Below are 19,128 nucleotides of genomic sequence, written 5' to 3' on the forward strand. Positions count from 1 at the left end.
GGCGCCACAGCCGCCGGGAATCAGGCCGAGCCCCGGGCAACCGGCCGGGAAGCGTCGCTGCACCACTCGCTCCACGAGCCCGGATAAAGCGCCGAGCCTTTCAATCCGGCCAACTCCATGGAAAACAGGTTATGGCAGGCGGTAATGCCGGAGCCGCATTGATGCACGATCTGGTTTGCGGGCCGCCCCTCCAGCAATGCATCGAACTCGGCACGCAACACCGCCGGCGCCTTGAAATGCCCATCGGCCTGCAGATTCAGGGTATTGGGCCGATTCAGGGCTCCCGGTATATGCCCGGCAACCGGATCCATGGGTTCGACCTCGCCCGCGTAACGGTTGCCGGCACGCGCATCGATCACCGTAAATACAGGCTTGTGCAAATTGGCCAGCACCCCGTCGGCATCGACCACAGGCATGGCCGGACCGCCTGCGGCGCCCATGCCGCGCACGGACTGGGCTTCAATGGCTTTTTCATCGTTCGTGCCGGATTGGACTGGACCGCCGCCGGCCAGCCAGGCACGCCACCCGCCATCGAGAACCGCCACCTGCTCATGCCCGAGCCAGCGCAGCATCCACCATAAGTGAGCGGCAAACATGCCTGTATCGGCATCGTATATGGCCACTTTCGACGCGGCAGTCAGGCCGCAGGCCTGCATGAGTGCCGCAAAATCGGCGAATTCCGGCAGCGGATGACGGCCATTGCGCCCGGTTTTCGGGGCCGACAGACGGCTTTCGTGATCCAGATAAATTGCACCCGGTATATGGCCCTGCTCGTAGGCGCGGCGCCCCGCCTGGTGATCTTTAAGATCGTGGCGGACATCGAAAATCAGCCATTGCCCGGTTTGAATGCCCGCCTGTAATTCGGCCGCGCCGATAAGCAAATTGAACACTACGGATCCTTTTAATCAATACTGCTTGCCGTTGCCGACTGCATCGTCGTGCCCCGCATGATGCGGTCTTCACTAACTGTGCGCCAAATGGACAGCAAGCCTGAAGCGATAATAAGCGCCATGCCCCCCCAGGCAATGGCATCGGGCCGATCGCCCCAAAATGCAACGCCCAGCAAAGCGGCAAAGATAATTGTGGTGTACTGCAGGGCCGCCGTCAACAAGGCCGAACCCAGGCCAAATGCGCGCGTCATCGCCAGTTGGCCTATCATGCCCGACGATCCGATCCCGAACAAAGCCAGCCACGCTTCCCAACTGAGGGGACGCCAGCCGCCGAAACTCAGCCCGACCAGGCTGCTGGCGCAGACGCAACTGGAAAATATCAGCACGGTGCGCCACTCGGGCTCGCCGACCCGGCCCAATTCCCGAATCTGCATCATGGCCACCGCCGAGAACGCCCCCGCGCCCAGACCCAGAATCGCGGCAAGCCAGTGATCGTGTTCAATGCTGGGACGCAAGACCCCCACAACCCCCAGGAAACCGAATAGAACGGCAAGGATCCGAACCGGGTCGCGCTGCGAGCCGCCCCAGCCGAGCATCCAGCCGGCAATAAACAGGGGTGCGGTGTAATTCAGACTGATGGCGGTCGACAGCGGCAAGTGCGCCAGGGCGTAGAAACCGAGCCACATCGAGGTCACACCGGAGACATTTCGCCAGAAGTGAAGCTTCCAACTGCTGGGAGCTATGGTTCGGCGGTAAAACTTGGCCCACACGAACAGGAAAATAATGGAGGGGATCCCGCGAAACAGCACCACTTCAGACAAAGAGGCGCCAAAATCGGACGCTACCTTTACACAGGCCCCCATGATTGCAAACATGACGCAAGCCAATAACATCCAGAGAGACTGCATGTGGTCAACCGAAGTTCAAATTTAAATCCAGAAAGTCGATACTATACTCCGCAACATGGCTATTTTTTGCGTTGTGGGCTTTAAATGCAAGAACTGGCCTCCATATGAACATGTCCAAGGCAGTAGCTTCAATCGCAGGGGGATCCTGAACCATGAAACGAGTATTCTTATTCTTGCTGACCAACATCGCCGTCATGGTGGTGCTCAGCGCCACCATGAACGTCCTGGGGGTCGGGCGCTACCTGACCGCCAACGGCCTGAACCTGTCGCAACTCCTGATTTTTTCGGCACTGGTCGGGTTCACGGGATCGATCATTTCCCTGCTGATCAGCAAATGGATGGCCAAAACCAGCACCGGCGCACGCGTCATCGACCCGCAGGCCCCGGCCAATGCGCGGGAAGCCTGGCTGGTCGACACCGTTCACCAACTGGCCGATCGCGCTGGTATCGGGCGCCCCGAGGTCGCAATCTATGAAGGAGCTCCCAATGCCTTTGCCACCGGCGCGTTCAAGAACGATGCCCTGGTAGCCGTATCGACGGGTCTGCTCGAAAGCATGACCGAAGAAGAAGTCGCCGGTGTGCTCGGTCATGAAGTCTCTCACATCGCCAACGGCGACATGATTACCCTGACCCTGATCCAGGGCGTGGTCAATACCTTTGTGGTGTTCCTGGCGCGCGTCGTCGGGTATTTCGTGGACCGTGTCCTGCTCAAGAACGACAAAGACATTGGCCTGGGTTATTACGCGACGGTTATCGTGTGCGAGCTGATTTTCGGCATTCTGGCATCGACCATCGTGGCCTGGTTTTCACGCCAACGCGAATACCGTGCCGATGCGGGCTCGGCGCGGCTGCTCGGTTCGCGCGAACCCATGATTCACGCCCTGGCGCGCCTGGGCGGAGTCGAGGCCGGAGAGCTGCCGAAAACATTCCAGGCCTCGGGTATTTCCGGCGGCCAGGCCATCAGCGCCATCTTTGCCTCGCACCCCCCCATCGCAGCCCGCATCCGGGCACTGCAGGCCACGCAGCGCATTTAAGACCGACGCTGCTGCGGCCTGCCAGGGCAAGCCGCAGCACGCAATTGGCCGCCGATCCGCGCCAAGCCCGGCATGCCCTGCCCACAGCCAACACGCCTCACCACACTTTGCACCGCCCGAACAGGGCGTTGTCACTGCGGGCATTTCAGCGCAAACTTCTGTATCCTGTCATTGAACATGGTGTCTGACCTCTTTTAACCTGCTCGAACCGTACAAAAGCCTATGAACGAAGTTTTTGCACTCCTTAATTTCGGGGGCTATGTCGCCCTCTTGCTTTGGGGTGTGCACATGGTGCAAAGCGGCGTACAGCGGGCCTTTGGGGCCGCACTCGATGCCATGTTGGGCCACGCCCTGGGCACACGCCTGCGCGCCTTCGCGGCAGGCCTGGGCATCACCGCGGCCCTGCAAAGCAGCACGGCCACCGGCCTGATGATCACCGGTTTTGCCGCGGGAGGCCTGGTGGCACTGACTCCGGCCCTGGCCGCCATGCTGGGCGCCAACGTCGGCACGACCCTGATCGTCCAGCTCCTGTCATTCAACCTGACCGCGCTTGCCCCTATTTTCATACTGGCCGGCGTCTGGCTGTTCAGGCGCTATCTGCCCGGTCGCCGGCGCGACCTGGGCCGCGTTTTCATTGGCCTGGGGCTGCTCTTGCTGGCCCTGCACGAGCTCGTTACGCTTTTTGCGCCCATCCAGCACTCCTACCTGCTCGAGATCCTCCTCAACGCCCTGGCCACCCAACCGGTGCTCGCCCTGGCGCTTGCCGCATTGCTGGCCTGGGCCTCGCATTCAAGCGTTGCCGTGGTGGTGCTGATCATGTCTTTGGCCAGCCACGGGCTGGTCACCCCGCCCGTCGCGTACGCCCTGGTGCTGGGCGCCAACCTGGGAACCTCGGTCAATCCCCTGCTCGAAGGCGTAACCAGCAGCGACCCGGCCACCCGACGCCTGCCTTTGGGCAATCTGGGTCTGCGCATCGGCGCCTGCCTCATAGCGCTTATCCTGCTGCCCTGGATTCCAGCCCTCATGGGCCATCTGTCCCAAGACCCGGCCCGCAGTGTCGCCAATTTCCATACCCTGTTCAACGTCGTGGCAGCCGCGATTTTCCTGCCCCTGCTCAAACCCTATACGCGTTTGCTTATAAGATGGCTCCCCAAGCGCATAGATCCGAACGATCCCAGCAAACCCCTGTACCTGGACGAATCCGCGCATGAAGTGCCAGCCGTGGCGTTGGGCAATGCCGCACGCGAAGCGCTGCGCCTGTCGGACATGTTGCAAACCCTGCTGAACATATCCCGCGCCGGTTTTCGCCGCGACAACCGCCACCGCATCGGCCCGGCCCGCGATATCAACAATGCAATCGGCCATCTGGACAACCTCATCACCACCTACCTGGCCACGCTCGATCAGGAAAGCATGAGCGTCGACGACCATCGCCGCCTTGACGAGGTTCTGACTTTCTCGTCGAACATCTCTCACGCCGCCAGCGTCACCACGACCGGCCTGCTCGGACACACCACCACCTTGCGCAAGAAAGGCTGGGTGCTCAAACCCGAACAACGCGAAGAACTCAGCAATATCCTGGACAGGCTGCTGCGCAACCAGCGCCAGACCGCCGCCCTGTTTGTCGCCGAAGACCTGAAAAGCGCCCGCTACCTGGCGCTCGAGAAAGATCAGTTTCGCGCCATTGAATCCGCCGCCGCCGAGCGCCAGCTCGAAAAAATCAAATCCGGCCAGGTCGATTCCGCAGAGCTCGGCTCGTTTTACCTTGAAATCCTGCGCGACGTGAAAACCATCAACTCGTATCTGGTCGGCGCCGCCGCCTACCCGGTTTTGGCCAAGCATAATGAACTCTTGCCCAACCGTGTACGCGACACTGAAACATAAGGTCTGGCAAAAAATTCGATGCCGCTCACCACGAACGGCATCAATTTGCTAGAATATCGTTCCCACGGGGAAGTAGCTCAGCTGGGAGAGCGCTGCGTTCGCAATGCAGAGGTCGGGAGTTCGATCCTCCTCTTCTCCACCAATTACCGTTCCGTAACAGTCCTGAATGGCTGGCGTGCGATTCAGGACTGTGCCGTGACGCGCAGGCTGAAGTAGCTCTTGATCGCGGCGATGGTCAAGGGCAAGGCGCCAAAAATGATGAACACCAGGTCGCCCGGAAGACGCAGCCATTCGATCAGACGCGAGGTATCGGTGCCCGTGTAGGCCAGGCTGCGGGCATGCCAGTAGCCGTGCTGGACAACATCCCACACCTGCAGCACGCCGCCCGGAAACAGGCTCAGCGCAATCATCATCAACAAACCAATATTAGTGCCCCAGAACGCGACCTTGATGTATTTTTCGATATCTGGCCAATGAGTATCATCTGTTGTCTGGCGCAGCACGAACACCATCAGCGCAATGGCCAGCATGCCGAACACGCCCATCATGGCGGCATGGCCATGGTTGGGGGTAAGGATGGTGCCCACTTCGTAATAGCTGACGATAGGCAGGTTAAGCAGAAAACCGAATACCCCGGCGCCAAGGAAATTCCAGAAACCCACGGCCATCAGGAAATAAAACGTCCATTTGTGAGGAACCGCTACGGGTTTGCCGCACTCGTCGCAATCTCCACGGGTGGTCTTTACAAAATCCCAGGCATCCAAGGTCAGCAAAGTTAGCGGAACCACTTCCAGCACCGAGAACAAGGCGGACATGGCCATATTGAATTGGCTGTGCCCGGTAAAATACCAATGATGGCCCGTGCCGATCAGCCCCCCAAGAAAATACAGGATGGCGTCAAGATAAATGACCCGCAGCGCCGTATTGCGACGAGTCAGGCCAAGCTGGAAAAATGTCAGGGCAACCACTGTTGTGGCGAAGAACTCAAAAAAACCCTCCACCCATAAATGGATAATCCAGAAGCGCCAGGTATCGACCACGGTGAAGTTGGTTTTGGCTCCGAAAAACAAGGCGGGAATATAAAACACCGGGATGGCCAGCGCCGCATACAAAAACAGTCGCGCCAAAGGCCGGGCATTGGGGTTGGCCACCGCACGCGGCCGCGCCAGCCACCACAGCATTGCAAACCAGGCCAGCAGGCCCGCCACCAGCAGGTATTGCCAGAAGCGACCAATTTCCAGGTACTCCCAGCCCTGGTTGCCAAACCAGAACCACCAATCGCCAAACCAGCCCGACATGCCAGCCCATTCACCCAGCAGGCTCGCGCCAATCACCAAGGCGAAAGCGGCAAACAGTGCGTGGGTGGCCGGCGCCAGCCAGCCGGGCTCATCGGCGCGCAGCGAGCGGGCTAAAAACAAGGCCGCCGCCACATAGGCCGTGGCGATCCAGAAAATAGCGGTTTGCAGATGCCAGGTACGCAGCAGATTGCTGGGGAATATTTTCTCCAGCTGAAAACCGTAGAAGCTACCCGGGTCGGCCCGGAAATGCGCCACACCGCCACCAATCAGAGTCTGCATCAAGAACAGCAACGCCACCACCACGAAAAACTTTACCAGTGCGCGCTGCCCCGGGCTGGCCTGTCCGGGAATGACTTGCGGGTGCACGCGGTGGCCTCGGGTGATCCAGCCCAGGTAGTCGAACTTGCCAAAGGCCAACAACACCACGCCGATGCCAATAAGCAGGACCACCAGGCTCAGGGCACTCCATAGTAAAGCGCCTGGCACGGCCAGGTTGCCGACACTGGGATCGTACGGAAAATTATTGGTGTAGGAGTAATTGGCGCCGGGACGATTGGCAACCGATGCCCAGGCAGCCCAGGTAATGAAGGCCGTGAGTTGATGTAGTTCGATGGGATCGGTGATCAGATCGGGCTTCAATCCGCCATTACGAGTCGGGTCGCGAAAATAATTTGTCCAGTAGTTTATCTGCTGGCGATAAGCAATGGTTTCGGCGCGTGTCAGATGCAGTGTATTGCTGGCAGCGTCAAAACGATTGGTCTTCAGGGTCACCGCGACTTCGCCGCCAACTGCAGCGGCCTGCTCGGGAGTCAATGAGGCAACGGGCTTGCCGTACCGTTGTTGGGCCAGGGCGGCAGCGGTATCTTGACCGATGCGATGCAAGGCCTCGGCTGAATAGTCCGGACCAAGATAAGCGCCATGGCCCCAGATGGTGCCGTTGTCCATCAGTCCATAACGCAGGAATATGGCCTGGCCGTCGCTGATGTCCCGGCCGGTGAACACTACGGCGCCGGCCTCATCCACCGTTTGGGCAGGAATAGGAGGCGCGTTGCGATAGGCCAGCGTCGTTATAGCCAACAACCCGGCAAAGCCGAGCACCATCACAATCAATACCGAGCGTATCCACCAGCGCGAAAGCCGTATTTCTTCCGGCTCGCTCTTGGGTTGTGCGGCTTGGTCCATGGTTTGTTCTCTTTGGTTAAATGGCAATGGGGCCGGTTGTCGAAGAGGCAATGGCAGCCCTACTGTTTGCTACCCGCGCAGCACTAGGAACTATGCCGATAGTAAGATTGGATTCCCTGCCACCAGTACGAATCGTCCACTCTGCTGGGCCAACTATCTTTATCAAACCCGGACGCGCGCCTAAGACGGTCTTTATCCACCTGCAGCACGACGAACCCACTGCGCGCATCAAACATCAGCGCATCCCAAGGCACCGCGAAGAGCTTCTTTCCCATGCCAAGGAAGCCGCCGCCAAAGCATAGCACCGCATAGCCCACCTGGCCCGTGCATATGTCCAGCATGACCTCCTTGATTTCGCCCAGGTCTTCGCCCTTATGACTCTGGACAGCGCTGCCGACCAGGTACCGAGCCCCCATCAGGCTGGTGTCATGAACAGCGCCGATGCTGACAATATTCGCATCCGCCCCCATAAATCTCGCTGCACCCGCATCCGGATTTTTGTAGCCCATGCCCATCTCCCGCCGGTAGGTAATCTAGCGCTTGTTCTTCAGGTCCTCCTTGAGGTCGCCAAAACCCGAACGGATTTTTCCAATGTCTTTCTGCAACTTGCCCTTTTCTTGAAGGTCGTTTTTGCCGACAACCTTGCCGGTCGTTTCCTTAACCTGGCCTTCCACTTGTCCCACACGGCCTTTGACTTGATCTCTGTTCATTTCACTCTCCTGATTAACTGTTCGTGCAATAAACCGGCACCTTATACAGAACAGGCGCCGGCCGTCCCGACAAGAATGAACACACAGCGGTATGCCGTCTGTGCGTTATCGTACGAAGTCGCTCACCAGGTTGAGCATGTATGAGCGACAGCGTACAGACATGACGAAGAAATACCCATAGTCTTATCGGGAACGGTAACGCGCCGAAATCATGCCTCCCTGGCGGAGGTTGCCAGTCGACCGTCAATCCGCTTTCGCAATGGCGATGGTCTGATCCGCCGCCGCCAATTATTTTCATTGGTTAAGGATCGCATCTGTAGGGATTGCTCACAATAACGTGCGTGGTTCTCGTAATTCAAATAGGATGAATCATCATGAAATATTCAAATCTAGCTCTTGCCGCTCTGGCGGCACTTACCTTGAGCGCCTGCACCGGGCCCGCCGGTCCGCAAGGCATGACAGGCAATACGGGCAACACAGGCTATACAGGCGCCACTGGCGATACCGGAGCCACGGGCGGACAGGGGGCGCCGGGATACACCGGCGATACAGGCGCGACGGGTAGGACAGGCGCGCGGGGAAGTACCGGCGCTCGAGGAGGTGTTACCAGTGGTGGCGGCACCACAGTCATCGTTCCGGCCCGCTAGACACAGCCTACGCCAAAACTCAATGCACGGAATCGATGGAATTGGCTACGCAGACAGGAGCCTCTCTATCGGGAGGCATCGGAAATCAAGAGGGAAGGTAGATACATGTGAATACGGTTATGTGCGCTTAAATACATAGAAAGGAGAAGCGCCTTATAATCGGAACACTTCAGGCCATTGATTGAAGCATGCCAATCGCGCTATGCGATCTTAGTGATTGATTGAGGAATTGCTCATGCCTGCTCCCGACGACCCTCGTCAAAACCACCTTCTCGCGGCATTGCCGGCAGATGACTACCAACGCTTGTTGCCCAGCCTGGAACCCATTTCAATGCTGCTTGGCGATGTGCTTTACGAATCGGGCGTGCAGATGCGCTCCGTCTATTTCCCCACCTCGTCAATAGTTTCTCTGCTGTACGTCATGGAAAACGGCGCATCGGCCGAAATTGCCGTGGTAGGCAAAGAGGGAATCGTTGGCGTCTCTCTCTTCATGGGCGGCGAGACCACTCCTAGCCGAGCTGTCGTGCAAAGCGCCGGCCAGGCTTATCAGCTAAAAGGACAACAGCTGAAGGACGAGTTCTATCGAAACGGCCCAATGCAGCATCTATTGCTGCGTTATACCCAGTCCTTGTTGACGCAGATGGCGCAGACGGCAGTGTGCAATCGTCATCATTCACTGGATCAGCAGCTCTGCCGCTGGTTGCTGCTGAGCCTAGACCGCTTGCAGTCCAACGAACTGGTCATGACACAGGAGCTCATCGCCAATATGCTTGGGGTGCGCCGCGAAGGTGTTACTGAAGCGGCCGGAAACCTGCAAAGAGTGGGCCTGATCGAATATCGCCGTGGCCACATCACGGTGCTCGACCGGCCGGGCCTGGAGGCGCGGGCCTGCGAATGCTATGCCGTGGTTAAAACGGAGTGTGACCGTCTGCTTCCGAAGACAACGGCTTCCTGATGCTCCGCAAGGCACCATGGCGGCGGGCTTAGTGCGTTAGCGTCCAGACAAGCGCGGATTAATGCCGCAGACTACAGTGAACCTGGCAAGGTTAATCAATCTCATTAACCAGCACATTCTCCCCTTTGCATGCGCGATTTGCCGTATTTATCAATACCTGGAGCCTCTCATGCCATTGCTTACACCTACTTCAGGCGCCAATCGTTTGATTGCAGGGTTGCCGCGCAAAGACCGCGACCAATTTCTCGCGCATTGCGAACCTGTAGAACTCGCACTTGCCGAGATTCTTGCCGAGCCAGGAGAGCGCATTCGCCATATTTACTTCCCGAAGAACAGCTTTATTTCACTGGTTGCGCCGATTGATGGCCGTGCGAGCCTGGAGGTGGGCTTGGTCGGTGACGAGGGCATGCTCGGCATCTCCCTGTTATTGGGAGTGAACGTCTCGCCGCTACATGCGCTGGTGCAGGGCTCGGGATCCGCGTTACGCATGAGCGCAGTGTCATTTCGCCGCGAACTGGAACTCAGCGCGGCGCTGCAACAACGCCTGAAACGCTATCTTTATGTGATCCTCGGTCAGCTTGCGCAAACAGCCGCCTGCACCCGCTTTCATGTTGTCGAGCAGCGTCTTGCTCGCTGGCTACTCATGACGCAAGACCGGGCTCACTCGAACACGTTCCACATTACTCACGAATTTCTGGCCTATATGCTGGGGGTGCGCCGGGTCGGCGTGACCAAAGCGGCCACTTCGCTACAAAATCAAAAACTGATCAGTTATAGCCGTGGGAATATTACAATTCTTGATCTCGATGGCCTCAACAAAGCATCGTGCTCCTGCTATGAAGTCGACAAAGCGGGCTACACCCATACGATGGTTTAGCAGACACCTCGGCCTCGCAAAGAATTTTTGCCATACACGTGGGAAGCCGCCCGCAATACCACGGAAGGTTTGCGCGCGATCGACATGGCCGGAAATTAAGCTTCCGGCGCAAAAAACCGGTCGCGCATTTCTTCCAGGCCCAACATATTCAGCAGATTGTCGAGCCGTTCGGTGGCTTTGCGGCGCGGCAGGTTTTTATACGAAGCAATGATCAGTTCGTTTTTCATCGAATGTTCCCAGCCCACCAGTTCGGTCACGGTGACTTGATAGCCGTGAGCTTCCAGTTGCAGGCTACGTAACACGTTCGTGGCCTGACTGCCGAATTCGCGCGTATGCAAGGGATGGCGCCACATTTCCGCCAAAGCCCCAGCTCCCAGCGACAGGGATTTTTTGCTGCGCAACACGGTGGCCACTTCCGCCTGACAACAGGGCACGACAACGATATACCTGGCCTGTTTGTACAGGGCAAATCGTATGGCGTCGTCGGTCGCTGTATTGCAGGCATGCAATGCCGTGACCATGTCTACCCGCGCCGGCAAGCGATCCGATGCGATGGAGTCGGCAACCGACAGATTCAGGAAGGACATGCCCGGAAACCCCAGTCGCTGCGCCAGGTCGGCGGCACTCCTGACCAGTTCTTCCCGTGTTTCGATGCCGTACAAGTGCGACTGGTCTTTCAACTGCTTGAAGAACAGGTCGTACAGAATGAATCCCAGGTAGGATTTGCCGGCGCCATGATCCACCAGCGTGATACCGTCGCGATCCTGCTTCAAGTCTTTGAGCAGCGGCTCGATGAACTGGAAAAGATGATAGACCTGCTTGAGCTTGCGCCGACTGTCCTGATTCATCTTGCCGTCGCGCGTAAGGATGTGCAGAGCCTTCAATAACTCAATGGACTGCTCGGGACGGATTTCGTGTGAAGAAGACATGGAGGGTGCAGCTTGGCCGGGTCATTAAGGAAGGTAGCCGCCAAGTTTAACCAATCTTGGGTATATATCGATAATCTACTAATAATCGGTCGCCGACCGTCACCATGGGTGAGGCATAAGCATCCAACGTGGCCCGCCCAAGGCCGGCGGAAAGGAGCGAGGAGCAGGTAAAATCCCGCCCCTCACTTAACTGGCGCTTAGCCTTTTAAATCGTCGGGAACTTTGCCGCCGTTCTCGCCGAACTTGCGCATCACTTCTTTGTGAAGCCAGATATTCATGGAGGCCGAATCGTCTGTACTCCCTGTATAGCTCAGTTCGGCCGCAAGTTGTTTGCGGGCGGCAAGGCTGCTATCGAGGCCCAGAAGTTTGAGAAGGTCAACTATCGATGTTTTCCAATTCAGCTTTTCGGAGTTTTTCGATTGCATGTCGCTAAGAATCGCATCCACGTCTACCGCTTCGCTGGCCTGTGTTGCCGAACTATCGGAGGTATCGGCAGGTGTTGCATCCGCAGTGCTGTTAGCCGGATGTCCCGCAGGAAAAATTTTGGCGAGAATGCTACTGAAAATAGACATAGACTGAACCCCTCTGTAGTTGGATAAAGCGGTTTGGCACCGCCAGCCAATTCTAGCAAGCGCCACAGATTCACATTGCCTGTTTGGTTACAGAGTCTTTCTGGACGGCAATGAATTCCGCCATTGTTCAATTCTGCGGTTATCCGCAAATACCGGTTCCGCCCCGGATGACGGCCCCGCCAGTCTTTTCATGGCACCAAACAGACACAAAAACGTAACAAGCTTCTGCACCTGGCCGATTTCTATTTCAATGCGCTGCAAAACCGCCTCAAACGCTTGCATGCGCTCAATCGTACTCGTACGCTGAGCCTGTCTCTGCCATTTACTGGAGCTTCACCATGAACACACAACGCTATCTTGCCAGCTTCGCCGTTTCCGGCCTGCTGGTGCTTGCTTTATCGAGTACGGCGCTGGCTTCCGACCGCAGGACCACCAATACCTTGCTGGGCGTCGGACTGGGCGCGGTGGCCGGCGCCATGCTGTCCGACGGGGACCCCGTGCTGACACTGGGCGGAGCCGCTGCGGGCGGACTGCTGGGCAATGTGCTTACCGAAGGCCGCGGGCATCGCGATCGTGGCCGTTATCGCAGCTACGACCGGCGCGTCGACGAACGCTTTGTCCAGCAGCGGTATGATCGCGGCTATTACAGAAATGACCGGCATTACCGCTATCGTTGACGCTCCTTGTATCCAATTGTATTTCGCTATAAAGTAGCCGAAATACAAAATAGGAGACGCACTCATGGGTGCCATTACAAACATAGTAAGCGGCACCCCAGCCTGGGTGTGGGTTTTGCTGGTTTATTTGATCATCCGGGGAATCAAGGCAACAAAAACGACTGTCATGCAGTTTTGGCGCCTGCTGATCATTCCGCTGGTTTTCACGATATGGGGCCTGGCTGGCCTGCTGACGACACTGCGATTCACCGCGTTTAGCACAGGCACCTGGATAGTGGCGATTATCGTCGGCTGCTACCTGGGTGGTTTGGCGGCGCGCGGCGTGGCCATACGCGCCAACAAATCCCGCGGGCTGATCGAACTGCCCGGCAGCCCATTTACGCTGGTCCTCATCCTGGCGATTTTTGCCGCAAAATATGTGCTTGGGTATCAGTCGGCCATCGACCCGGCCGCTGCGCAATCAAGCCTGTATGTTTTTTTCGACGCAGGCATTTCCGGCCTGGTAGCCGGCCTGTTTATCGGCCGCGTGTGGAATTATTATCAAAAATACCGTGATTCCCAAGACACCGATTTGGCCGCCCTCGCATCCGCCAAGGGTTGAAGTCCAACACTGAATTTCCAGTGCAAAATAACCGGGATATGTTTTGTAACCCTGACCGTCCGACAGCCATTGGTTTGAAACATCTTTGATGCTTAAATGGGTTCCAGGCAGGCAAGTGGAAAGAGCCAATGCGCTGACACCGAAGCAGGATTGTCGACGCATCATCGCCCCTCTCCGATTGCAATGCCGCAACAGGAGCTTATATATGAATAGCAAAATGCTTGGCTCTGCCTTCGTGGCAGTATGTGTGACGATGGGTGGTTCCGCTTTCGCCCAGAATTACGACCATCGCAACGATAAAGGGCACAATATGCCACCCCCGCATGGCGTCCAGGATCGAGGACACGGCCATGACGAGCGCCATGCTCCTCCCCCCCGCAGGGCTCCGGTACGCGGGCACGAGATCCACCATGGTCGCGGAGCCGGGCCCGGGCACAATTTTTACAGGGGTGGACGCCTTCCTTCGGAATACCGCAGCAGGCAATACGTCATCGATGACTGGCGCGGCCACCACTTGAGCCCCCCGCCCCGCGGCTATTATTGGGTCCAGACCGGCAGCGATTTTGTACTGGCAGCCATCGCCACAGGCATCATCACGCAAATCATACTCAGCAACTGAGTCCGGTCACCAGGGTCACACGCGGGGAGTCCCTGGCCCCGGAAGACCAAACCCCAAGCCCTCTTGGCTCTTGGGGTTTTTCTTTGCCCGAAGCTCCAGCCCTGGGCCACCGGATCAAGAGGCAGCCTGGTGCTACAATCCCTGCCCTCTTGCATGGTTTCTTATTGTCCTGCTCGGAACACATTACGAGTAAAGGCACTCCCCAATGATCACTCTTAAGAACGTGACCCTGCGTCGCGGCAGCAAAGTATTGCTCGACGGTGCCTCCGTCACGCTCAACCCCGGCGAAAAAGTGGGCCTGGTCGGCCGCAATGGCGCGGGAAAATCGTCGCTATTTGCCGTTCTCAACGGCACGCTGCACGAAGACGGCGGCGAGTTTTCCGTTCCCGCGCAATGGCGCATGGCGCAAGTGGCGCAGGACATGCCTGAAACCACGCAAAGCGCCACGGATTTTGTGGTTGACGGCGACACGCTTTTGCTTGCCGCGCAAGCCGAAGTAGCCGCGGCGGAAGCCAGCGACGACGGCATGCAGATGGCACACGCCTATACGGCTTTGTACGATGCCGGCATGTACGATGCGCCGGCCCGGGCACAGGCATTGATCCTGGGGCTGGGTTTCAGTGTGGCCGAACTCGATAAGCCCGTGAACAGCTTCTCCGGAGGCTGGCGCATGCGGCTGCAGCTGGCTCGCGCGCTGATGTGCCCATCTGATTTGCTGCTGCTTGATGAGCCGACCAACCACCTGGATCTGGACGCACTGGTATGGCTGGAAGCCTGGCTGAAGAACTATGCCGGCACCATGGTGGTGATCAGCCACGACCGGGAATTTCTCGATGCCGTAACCGGCGTCACATTGCATATCGATCACGGCAAGCTGGTGCGCTACGGTGGCAACTACAGCAAATTCGAAGACATGCGCGCCGAACAAATGGTATTGCAGCAGGCCGCTCAGGTGAAGCAGCAGGAAAAGGTTGCGCATCTGCAAAAATTCATCGATCGCTTCAAGGCAAAAGCCAGCAAGGCCAAGCAGGCACAGAGCCGCGTCAAGGCACTGGAGCGCATGGAGAAGATTGCGCCGATGCTGGCCGATGCCGAGTTCCAGTTTGAGTTCAAAGAACCATTCAACCTGCCCAACCCCATGCTGTCGATGACCGGTGCGAGCTTCGGCTATCCGCCTTCCGGGGCGGCACCGGCGGGCACGCCCTCCACCGTGATCGTGCGCAACATCAACCGGTCGGTATTGGCCGGGCAGCGGATAGGTATCTTGGGGGCCAACGGCCAGGGCAAGTCGACGCTGGTGAAAACCATAGCCGGCGCGCTACGACCCATCGCAGGCGAAATCATTACCGGCAAGGGCTTGAATATCGGCTATTTTTCGCAGCAGGAGCTCGATGTCTTGCGGCCGGGCGACAATCCGCTCGATCATATGCTCCGCCTGGTGCGGGACACGCCGGCCGGCGTACGCCCCAGTGCCATGGACTGCCGCGAACAGGGATTGCGAAACTTTCTGGGCACTTTCAATTTCAGCGGCGATATGGTGAAACAATCTGTCGGCAGCATGAGCGGCGGCGAAAAAGCTCGCCTGGTGTTGTGCATGATCGTCTGGCAGCGTCCCAATCTACTGCTGCTCGATGAGCCAACCAATCACCTGGATCTGGCAACCCGCGAAGCCTTGAGCGTGGCGTTGAACGAATTCGAAGGCTCGGTAATGCTGGTCAGCCACGACCGTGCCCTGCTGCGCTCGGTATGCGACGAATTCTGGCTGGTATCGCGCGGCGGCATGACAGATTTCAACGGCGACCTGGACGATTACCAGATCTATTTGCTGGACGAAGCCCGCCGCCGCCGGGAAACCGCGGCGGACGCGCGGCAAGCGGCTCGCATACTTGCATAGCGGCGTTACAAATCCGTCTTATTGTTAACGGTATGTTGCGAGCAAGCCCAGCAGTTATTCGGCCGACGTCACTGCAAAACGCATGCATGATCGCAAGGTTTTTGTGACTCCCGTATTGTTACATTCGCTGGCATCTGAGCTTGACCTATATCTTTGCCGGACGTTAGGGTAGTCACGTGCCTTGACGCGGCACAACTCAATCAATGACAGGCGAAAAAAGCGATTCCGCTTTCAGCCTCGTCATCGGAAACAGGAGTTGATACCATGAACAAAGATACCCTCGAAGGTCAATGGAAGCAGCTTTCAGGCAAGGCAAAAACGGCATGGGGCGAGCTCACGGATGACGATCTGGCCAAGATCAATGGCAACGCCGAGCGCCTGGCGGGCCTGATACAAGAAAAGTACGGCAGGACTCGCGACGAGGCGCAACGCGAAGTCAAGGATTTTTTTGACCGCAATCGCTAAGCTGAACGGGAGAAACACTATGCTCTACTACGCTGTTGTATTTTTCGTTATCGCCATTATCGCGGCCGTTCTGGGGTTTGGCGGCATCGCCGCAGGGGCTGCCTCCATCGCCCAGATCCTGTTCTATATTTTCATCATCCTGGCCATACTGACGCTATTGCGTGGTGTACTCAGAAGGTAGCGTCCCGCAGGACGCCGGCACGCTCGTGCGATCGAGCTGCCGCAACCTTTCCACCGTTTCAACGCATGCCCGTGCGGCTTCCGCGCCCTTCACAAGAAAATGCTCGCGGAAAAACCCGATATGCTCACCCTGTCCATTGAAATGCTGCGGCGTCAAAACCGCGGATATGACGGGAACCGACAATTCCAGCTGTACTTGCATCAAACCAGAAACGACTGCCTGGGCGACGAACTCGTGCCTGTAGATTCCTCCGTCGACAACCAGCCCGGCCGCAACCACCGCCCTGTACCGGCCATTTTGCGCAAGGCGCTTGGCTTGCAGCGGGATCTCGAAAGCTCCGGCGACTTCGAAAAAATCAATGTCGTACTCTGCCGCGGCGAGCTTGTTTAATTCGTCGATAAAGCCAAGGCGGCACTGATCGACGATCTCCCTATGCCAGCACGATTGAACAAATGCAATTCGGGCAGCACCTGGAGTGAGGTTGACTCGATGGGAATACATTCTTTGAAGCTCCTATTTATACAAAAATAAATAGGGCGCACGGGACCACGAAGGCACATGTCCGGGGAAATGCCACACAACAGGAATCCCGTTCTCTTTCATCCGGACTTTAACCGTCGGCCCCGGAATCTCACCAGGTCTGCTGTCCTTGCCGCTGGAGGCGGCAAGCGCTCGCGGGCTATGCTATAGGCAATTACCGCCGGTGGGGATTTCCACCCCGCCCTGAGAACGTTGCGACAAACCACATCGCATGAAAAAATATATCATGAAATCGACCACTCACGGAGCTTCCCCATGCCTTTAGCTATTACCTTGCATCTTCTGGCCGCCATCATTTGGGTCGGAGGCATGTTTTTCGCCTACATGGCATTGCGCCCCGTTGCCGGCAGCCTCCTTGAGCCGCCTGTCCGGCTGCAGCTCTGGACGCAGGTATTCAGCCGATTTTTCCCCTGGGTCTGGCTGACAGTACTGGTTTTGCTGATCACCGGGCTCTGGATGATTTTCGGCGCATACGGAGGAATGGCCAAGGCCGGCATGCATGTGCACTTGATGATGACGCTTGGCATTGTCATGATGCTGATATTCATGCATATCTACTATGGGCCATTCCGCCGGCTCAAACAGGCCGTCGCTCAAAGCGACTGGCCGCAGGGAGGCCGCAAACTCAATCAGATCCGTATCCTGATTGCAGTGAATCTGGGTCTGGGCTTGTTGGTTGTCTGTATTGCCGGCGCGGGTTCTTATCTTTAAATCCGGGTAGCCGCCGATTCGGTGGCGTGTCCTGAAACGCCCTGCGTTCCCGGATCGGAATCGGTTCTGCCATCGGCCTCCTCTTCGTGATGCACCGATCCATGCAGCCCTGTGCGCAGAAACAAGCCGCCCAGCAGGGCTGCCATAGCAGCAAACGCCGCCCCAACTGCAAAGGCCCTGTGGTAACCGCTGTTGAGTGCCGCGAGCGCATCCACTCCGGAAGCATGCAGCGCGTTTGTGCGCGCCGAAGCCAGGCTGGCGAGGATTGCCAGGCCCAACGCTCCGCCCATCATGAACGAAGTATTGACAACGCCCGAAGCCAGGCCGGATTCGCCAGGCGCCACGCCGCTCATCGCGGCAAGCAATACCGGATTGAAGGCCATGCCCGCGCCGAGGCCCAGCAGAATCATTCCCGGCAATACATCGACAACAAAATTGCCGTCTACCGGCGCCCGTGCAAACAGCATCAATCCCATTGCCGCCAGCAACAGCCCCGCAGCCAGTGGAACCCTGATACCGAAGCGCATGACAATGGTGGCCGAAAGACCCACCGAAAACGCCGCCATGATCAGATTGGCGGGCAAAAAGCCCAGACCGACCTGCAGCGGACTATAAGCAAGCACGCGCTGCAGGTAAAGCGCCGAGATGAAAAACCAGGCGAACATTGCGGCGGCCCACAGAATGCCGACAATATTGGCTGTCGTGACGTTGCGCGACCGGAATAATCCGAGCGGAACCAATGGAGCGCTCACCCGGACCTCAATACCGATGAATACCGCGAAGAGCAAGGCCGCCAAAGCGAACAGGCCAAGCGTCGATACCGAGGTCCACCCCGCCTCGTTGCCATTTACAACAGCATAAACGGCAAGCATCAGTGAGCCCGTTATCGTTGCAGCCCCTGCCATATCCAGACGCCTGGAGTTCGCCTGCCCGCGGTCATCCGGCAGCAACAGGCGGCAAAGCATGTACACCGCAATACCGATCGGAAGATTGACAAGGAAAATCCAGTGCCAGCTGAAGGCCCCTGTCAAAAGGCCGCCCACAAGAACGCCAATGCTGCCTCCCCCGGCGCATACGAATCCATACACACCCATGGCCTTGGCCCGATCGGCCGGCTCGACAAACAAGTTCATGATGAGCGAAAGCGAAACGGCCGAAACCACGGCGCCGCCAAACCCCTGTACCGCCCTCGCGCCGATCAGCAAGACCTGCGAGCTTGCCAGGCCACACGCCAGCGAGGCCAGCGTAAAGCCAATGATTCCGATCAGGAACAGCCTGCGCTGGCCAAAAAGATCACCCAGGCGACCGCCGAGCAGCAAAAAGCCGCCGAAGGTGAGCATGTACGCGTTCACAACCCAGACCAGCGAGGTTTCTGAAAAACCCAGGTCGGCCCCGATTGACGGCAGGGCAACGTTCACAATCGTTGTGTCGAGGACGATCATCAAGACCCCGAGACAAAGAACCACCAGCGCCAGCCAGCGCTTGCGGCCGTCAATCGCATCGACCATAACTCCCCCCTTTCAGCCAAAGTATTTCGACTGACATAAAGAAATA

General features: G+C 57.7%; 21 protein-coding genes, 1 tRNA gene and 1 riboswitch. Of the genes, 13 read left to right on the plus strand and 9 right to left on the minus strand.

Translation table 11 applies throughout. The annotated features are described in order from the left end of the window. Positions 1-20: 20 nt before the first annotated feature. Both LSG25_RS08605 and LSG25_RS08610 read right to left on the minus strand, forming a co-directional pair. A complete protein-coding gene (locus LSG25_RS08605; RefSeq protein WP_232744251.1) occupies positions 21-890 on the minus strand; it encodes a sulfurtransferase in 870 nt (289 codons plus the stop codon). Positions 891-901: 11 nt separating this feature from the next. Continuing rightward, on the minus strand, positions 902-1,798 hold the full coding sequence (locus tag LSG25_RS08610; protein ID WP_232744252.1) for a DMT family transporter: 897 nt from the start codon (positions 1,796-1,798) through the stop codon (positions 902-904). A 152-nt stretch (positions 1,799-1,950) separates the two neighbouring features. Here LSG25_RS08610 and htpX point away from each other — a divergent pair, with 152 nt between their 5' ends. The 3 genes from htpX (at position 1,951) to LSG25_RS08625 (ending at position 4,858) form a co-directional block, all read left to right on the plus strand. Beyond that, the gene (htpX, locus tag LSG25_RS08615) at positions 1,951-2,832 is read left to right on the plus strand and encodes a protease HtpX (protein ID WP_232744253.1); all 882 of its coding nucleotides are present in this window, start codon (positions 1,951-1,953) and stop codon (positions 2,830-2,832) included. A gap of 222 nt (positions 2,833-3,054) precedes the next feature. Beyond that, on the plus strand, positions 3,055-4,716 hold the full coding sequence (locus tag LSG25_RS08620; protein WP_232744254.1) for a Na/Pi cotransporter family protein: 1,662 nt from the start codon (positions 3,055-3,057) through the stop codon (positions 4,714-4,716). Between the two features lie 66 nt (positions 4,717-4,782). After that, positions 4,783-4,858: transfer RNA gene (locus tag LSG25_RS08625), tRNA-Ala, on the plus strand. Positions 4,859-4,898: 40 nt separating this feature from the next. On the opposite strand, the gene LSG25_RS08630 is transcribed toward LSG25_RS08625, so the two are convergent. From LSG25_RS08630 to LSG25_RS08640, 3 genes are all read right to left on the minus strand, one after another. Beyond that, positions 4,899-7,196 carry a nitric-oxide reductase large subunit gene (locus LSG25_RS08630; RefSeq protein ID WP_232744255.1) on the minus strand — a complete coding sequence of 766 codons (2,298 nt, stop codon included), beginning with the start codon at positions 7,194-7,196 and terminating at the stop codon, positions 4,899-4,901. Positions 7,197-7,279: 83 nt separating this feature from the next. Further along, positions 7,280-7,705, minus strand: a complete 426-nt coding sequence (locus LSG25_RS08635; protein WP_232744256.1) for a PRC-barrel domain-containing protein — start codon at positions 7,703-7,705, stop codon at positions 7,280-7,282. 24 nt (positions 7,706-7,729) lie between these two features. After that, positions 7,730-7,906 carry a CsbD family protein gene (locus LSG25_RS08640; protein WP_232744257.1) on the minus strand — a complete coding sequence of 59 codons (177 nt, stop codon included), beginning with the start codon at positions 7,904-7,906 and terminating at the stop codon, positions 7,730-7,732. Between the two features lie 374 nt (positions 7,907-8,280). Between LSG25_RS08640 and LSG25_RS20455 the strand changes: the two genes are divergently transcribed. The 3 genes from LSG25_RS20455 to LSG25_RS08655 all read left to right on the plus strand — a co-directional run bounded on the left by LSG25_RS20455 (position 8,281) and on the right by LSG25_RS08655 (position 10,385). Further along, a complete protein-coding gene (locus LSG25_RS20455; protein ID WP_232744258.1) occupies positions 8,281-8,553 on the plus strand; it encodes a collagen-like protein in 273 nt (90 codons plus the stop codon). Between the two features lie 235 nt (positions 8,554-8,788). Next, complete coding sequence (locus LSG25_RS08650) at positions 8,789-9,508, plus strand: Crp/Fnr family transcriptional regulator (RefSeq protein WP_232744259.1); 720 nt, start codon at positions 8,789-8,791, stop codon at positions 9,506-9,508. A 169-nt stretch (positions 9,509-9,677) separates the two neighbouring features. Next, positions 9,678-10,385, plus strand: a complete 708-nt coding sequence (locus tag LSG25_RS08655; protein WP_232744260.1) for a Crp/Fnr family transcriptional regulator — start codon at positions 9,678-9,680, stop codon at positions 10,383-10,385. 95 nt (positions 10,386-10,480) lie between these two features. On the opposite strand, the gene LSG25_RS08660 is transcribed toward LSG25_RS08655, so the two are convergent. Next, positions 10,481-11,314: an SAM-dependent methyltransferase gene (locus tag LSG25_RS08660; RefSeq protein WP_232744261.1), complete on the minus strand. Its 834-nt coding sequence runs from the start codon at positions 11,312-11,314 to the stop codon at positions 10,481-10,483. 197 nt (positions 11,315-11,511) lie between these two features. Beyond that, the gene (locus LSG25_RS08665) at positions 11,512-11,886 is read right to left on the minus strand and encodes a DUF3597 domain-containing protein (RefSeq protein WP_232744262.1); all 375 of its coding nucleotides are present in this window, start codon (positions 11,884-11,886) and stop codon (positions 11,512-11,514) included. 338 nt (positions 11,887-12,224) lie between these two features. Here LSG25_RS08665 and LSG25_RS08670 point away from each other — a divergent pair, with 338 nt between their 5' ends. The 6 genes from LSG25_RS08670 to LSG25_RS08695 all read left to right on the plus strand — a co-directional run bounded on the left by LSG25_RS08670 (position 12,225) and on the right by LSG25_RS08695 (position 16,323). After that, on the plus strand, positions 12,225-12,563 hold the full coding sequence (locus LSG25_RS08670; RefSeq protein WP_232744263.1) for a hypothetical protein: 339 nt from the start codon (positions 12,225-12,227) through the stop codon (positions 12,561-12,563). Positions 12,564-12,627: 64 nt separating this feature from the next. After that, entirely contained in the window at positions 12,628-13,164 is a 537-nt protein-coding gene (locus LSG25_RS08675; RefSeq protein WP_232744264.1) for a DUF6622 family protein, read from the plus strand. A 205-nt stretch (positions 13,165-13,369) separates the two neighbouring features. Next, positions 13,370-13,783: an RcnB family protein gene (locus tag LSG25_RS08680; RefSeq protein WP_232744265.1), complete on the plus strand. Its 414-nt coding sequence runs from the start codon at positions 13,370-13,372 to the stop codon at positions 13,781-13,783. A 205-nt stretch (positions 13,784-13,988) separates the two neighbouring features. Continuing rightward, a complete protein-coding gene (locus LSG25_RS08685; RefSeq protein ID WP_232744266.1) occupies positions 13,989-15,677 on the plus strand; it encodes an ABC-F family ATP-binding cassette domain-containing protein in 1,689 nt (562 codons plus the stop codon). Positions 15,678-15,941: 264 nt separating this feature from the next. Beyond that, entirely contained in the window at positions 15,942-16,142 is a 201-nt protein-coding gene (locus LSG25_RS08690; protein WP_232744267.1) for a CsbD family protein, read from the plus strand. Between the two features lie 19 nt (positions 16,143-16,161). Beyond that, positions 16,162-16,323, plus strand: coding sequence for a DUF1328 domain-containing protein (locus tag LSG25_RS08695; RefSeq protein WP_232744268.1), 162 nt, complete (start codon positions 16,162-16,164; stop codon positions 16,321-16,323). On the opposite strand, the gene LSG25_RS08700 is transcribed toward LSG25_RS08695, so the two are convergent. Next, positions 16,297-16,824 (minus strand): 6,7-dimethyl-8-ribityllumazine synthase, encoded by a 528-nt coding sequence (locus LSG25_RS08700; RefSeq protein WP_232744269.1) that lies wholly within the window; start codon positions 16,822-16,824, stop codon positions 16,297-16,299. The two genes, LSG25_RS08695 and LSG25_RS08700, sit on opposite strands and share 27 nt — an antisense overlap. 86 nt (positions 16,825-16,910) lie before the next feature. Next, positions 16,911-17,058, minus strand: a riboswitch (FMN riboswitch). A gap of 60 nt (positions 17,059-17,118) precedes the next feature. Here LSG25_RS08700 and LSG25_RS08705 point away from each other — a divergent pair. After that, on the plus strand, positions 17,119-17,574 hold the full coding sequence (locus tag LSG25_RS08705; RefSeq protein ID WP_232744270.1) for a CopD family protein: 456 nt from the start codon (positions 17,119-17,121) through the stop codon (positions 17,572-17,574). On the opposite strand, the gene LSG25_RS08710 is transcribed toward LSG25_RS08705, so the two are convergent. Then, the gene (locus LSG25_RS08710; RefSeq protein ID WP_232744271.1) at positions 17,571-19,082 is read right to left on the minus strand and encodes a DHA2 family efflux MFS transporter permease subunit; all 1,512 of its coding nucleotides are present in this window, start codon (positions 19,080-19,082) and stop codon (positions 17,571-17,573) included. The genes LSG25_RS08705 and LSG25_RS08710 overlap by 4 nt on opposite strands. Positions 19,083-19,128: the final 46 nt, after the last annotated feature.

Source organism: Paralcaligenes sp. KSB-10 (genome assembly GCF_021266465.1).
Classification (GTDB): domain Bacteria; phylum Pseudomonadota; class Gammaproteobacteria; order Burkholderiales; family Burkholderiaceae_B.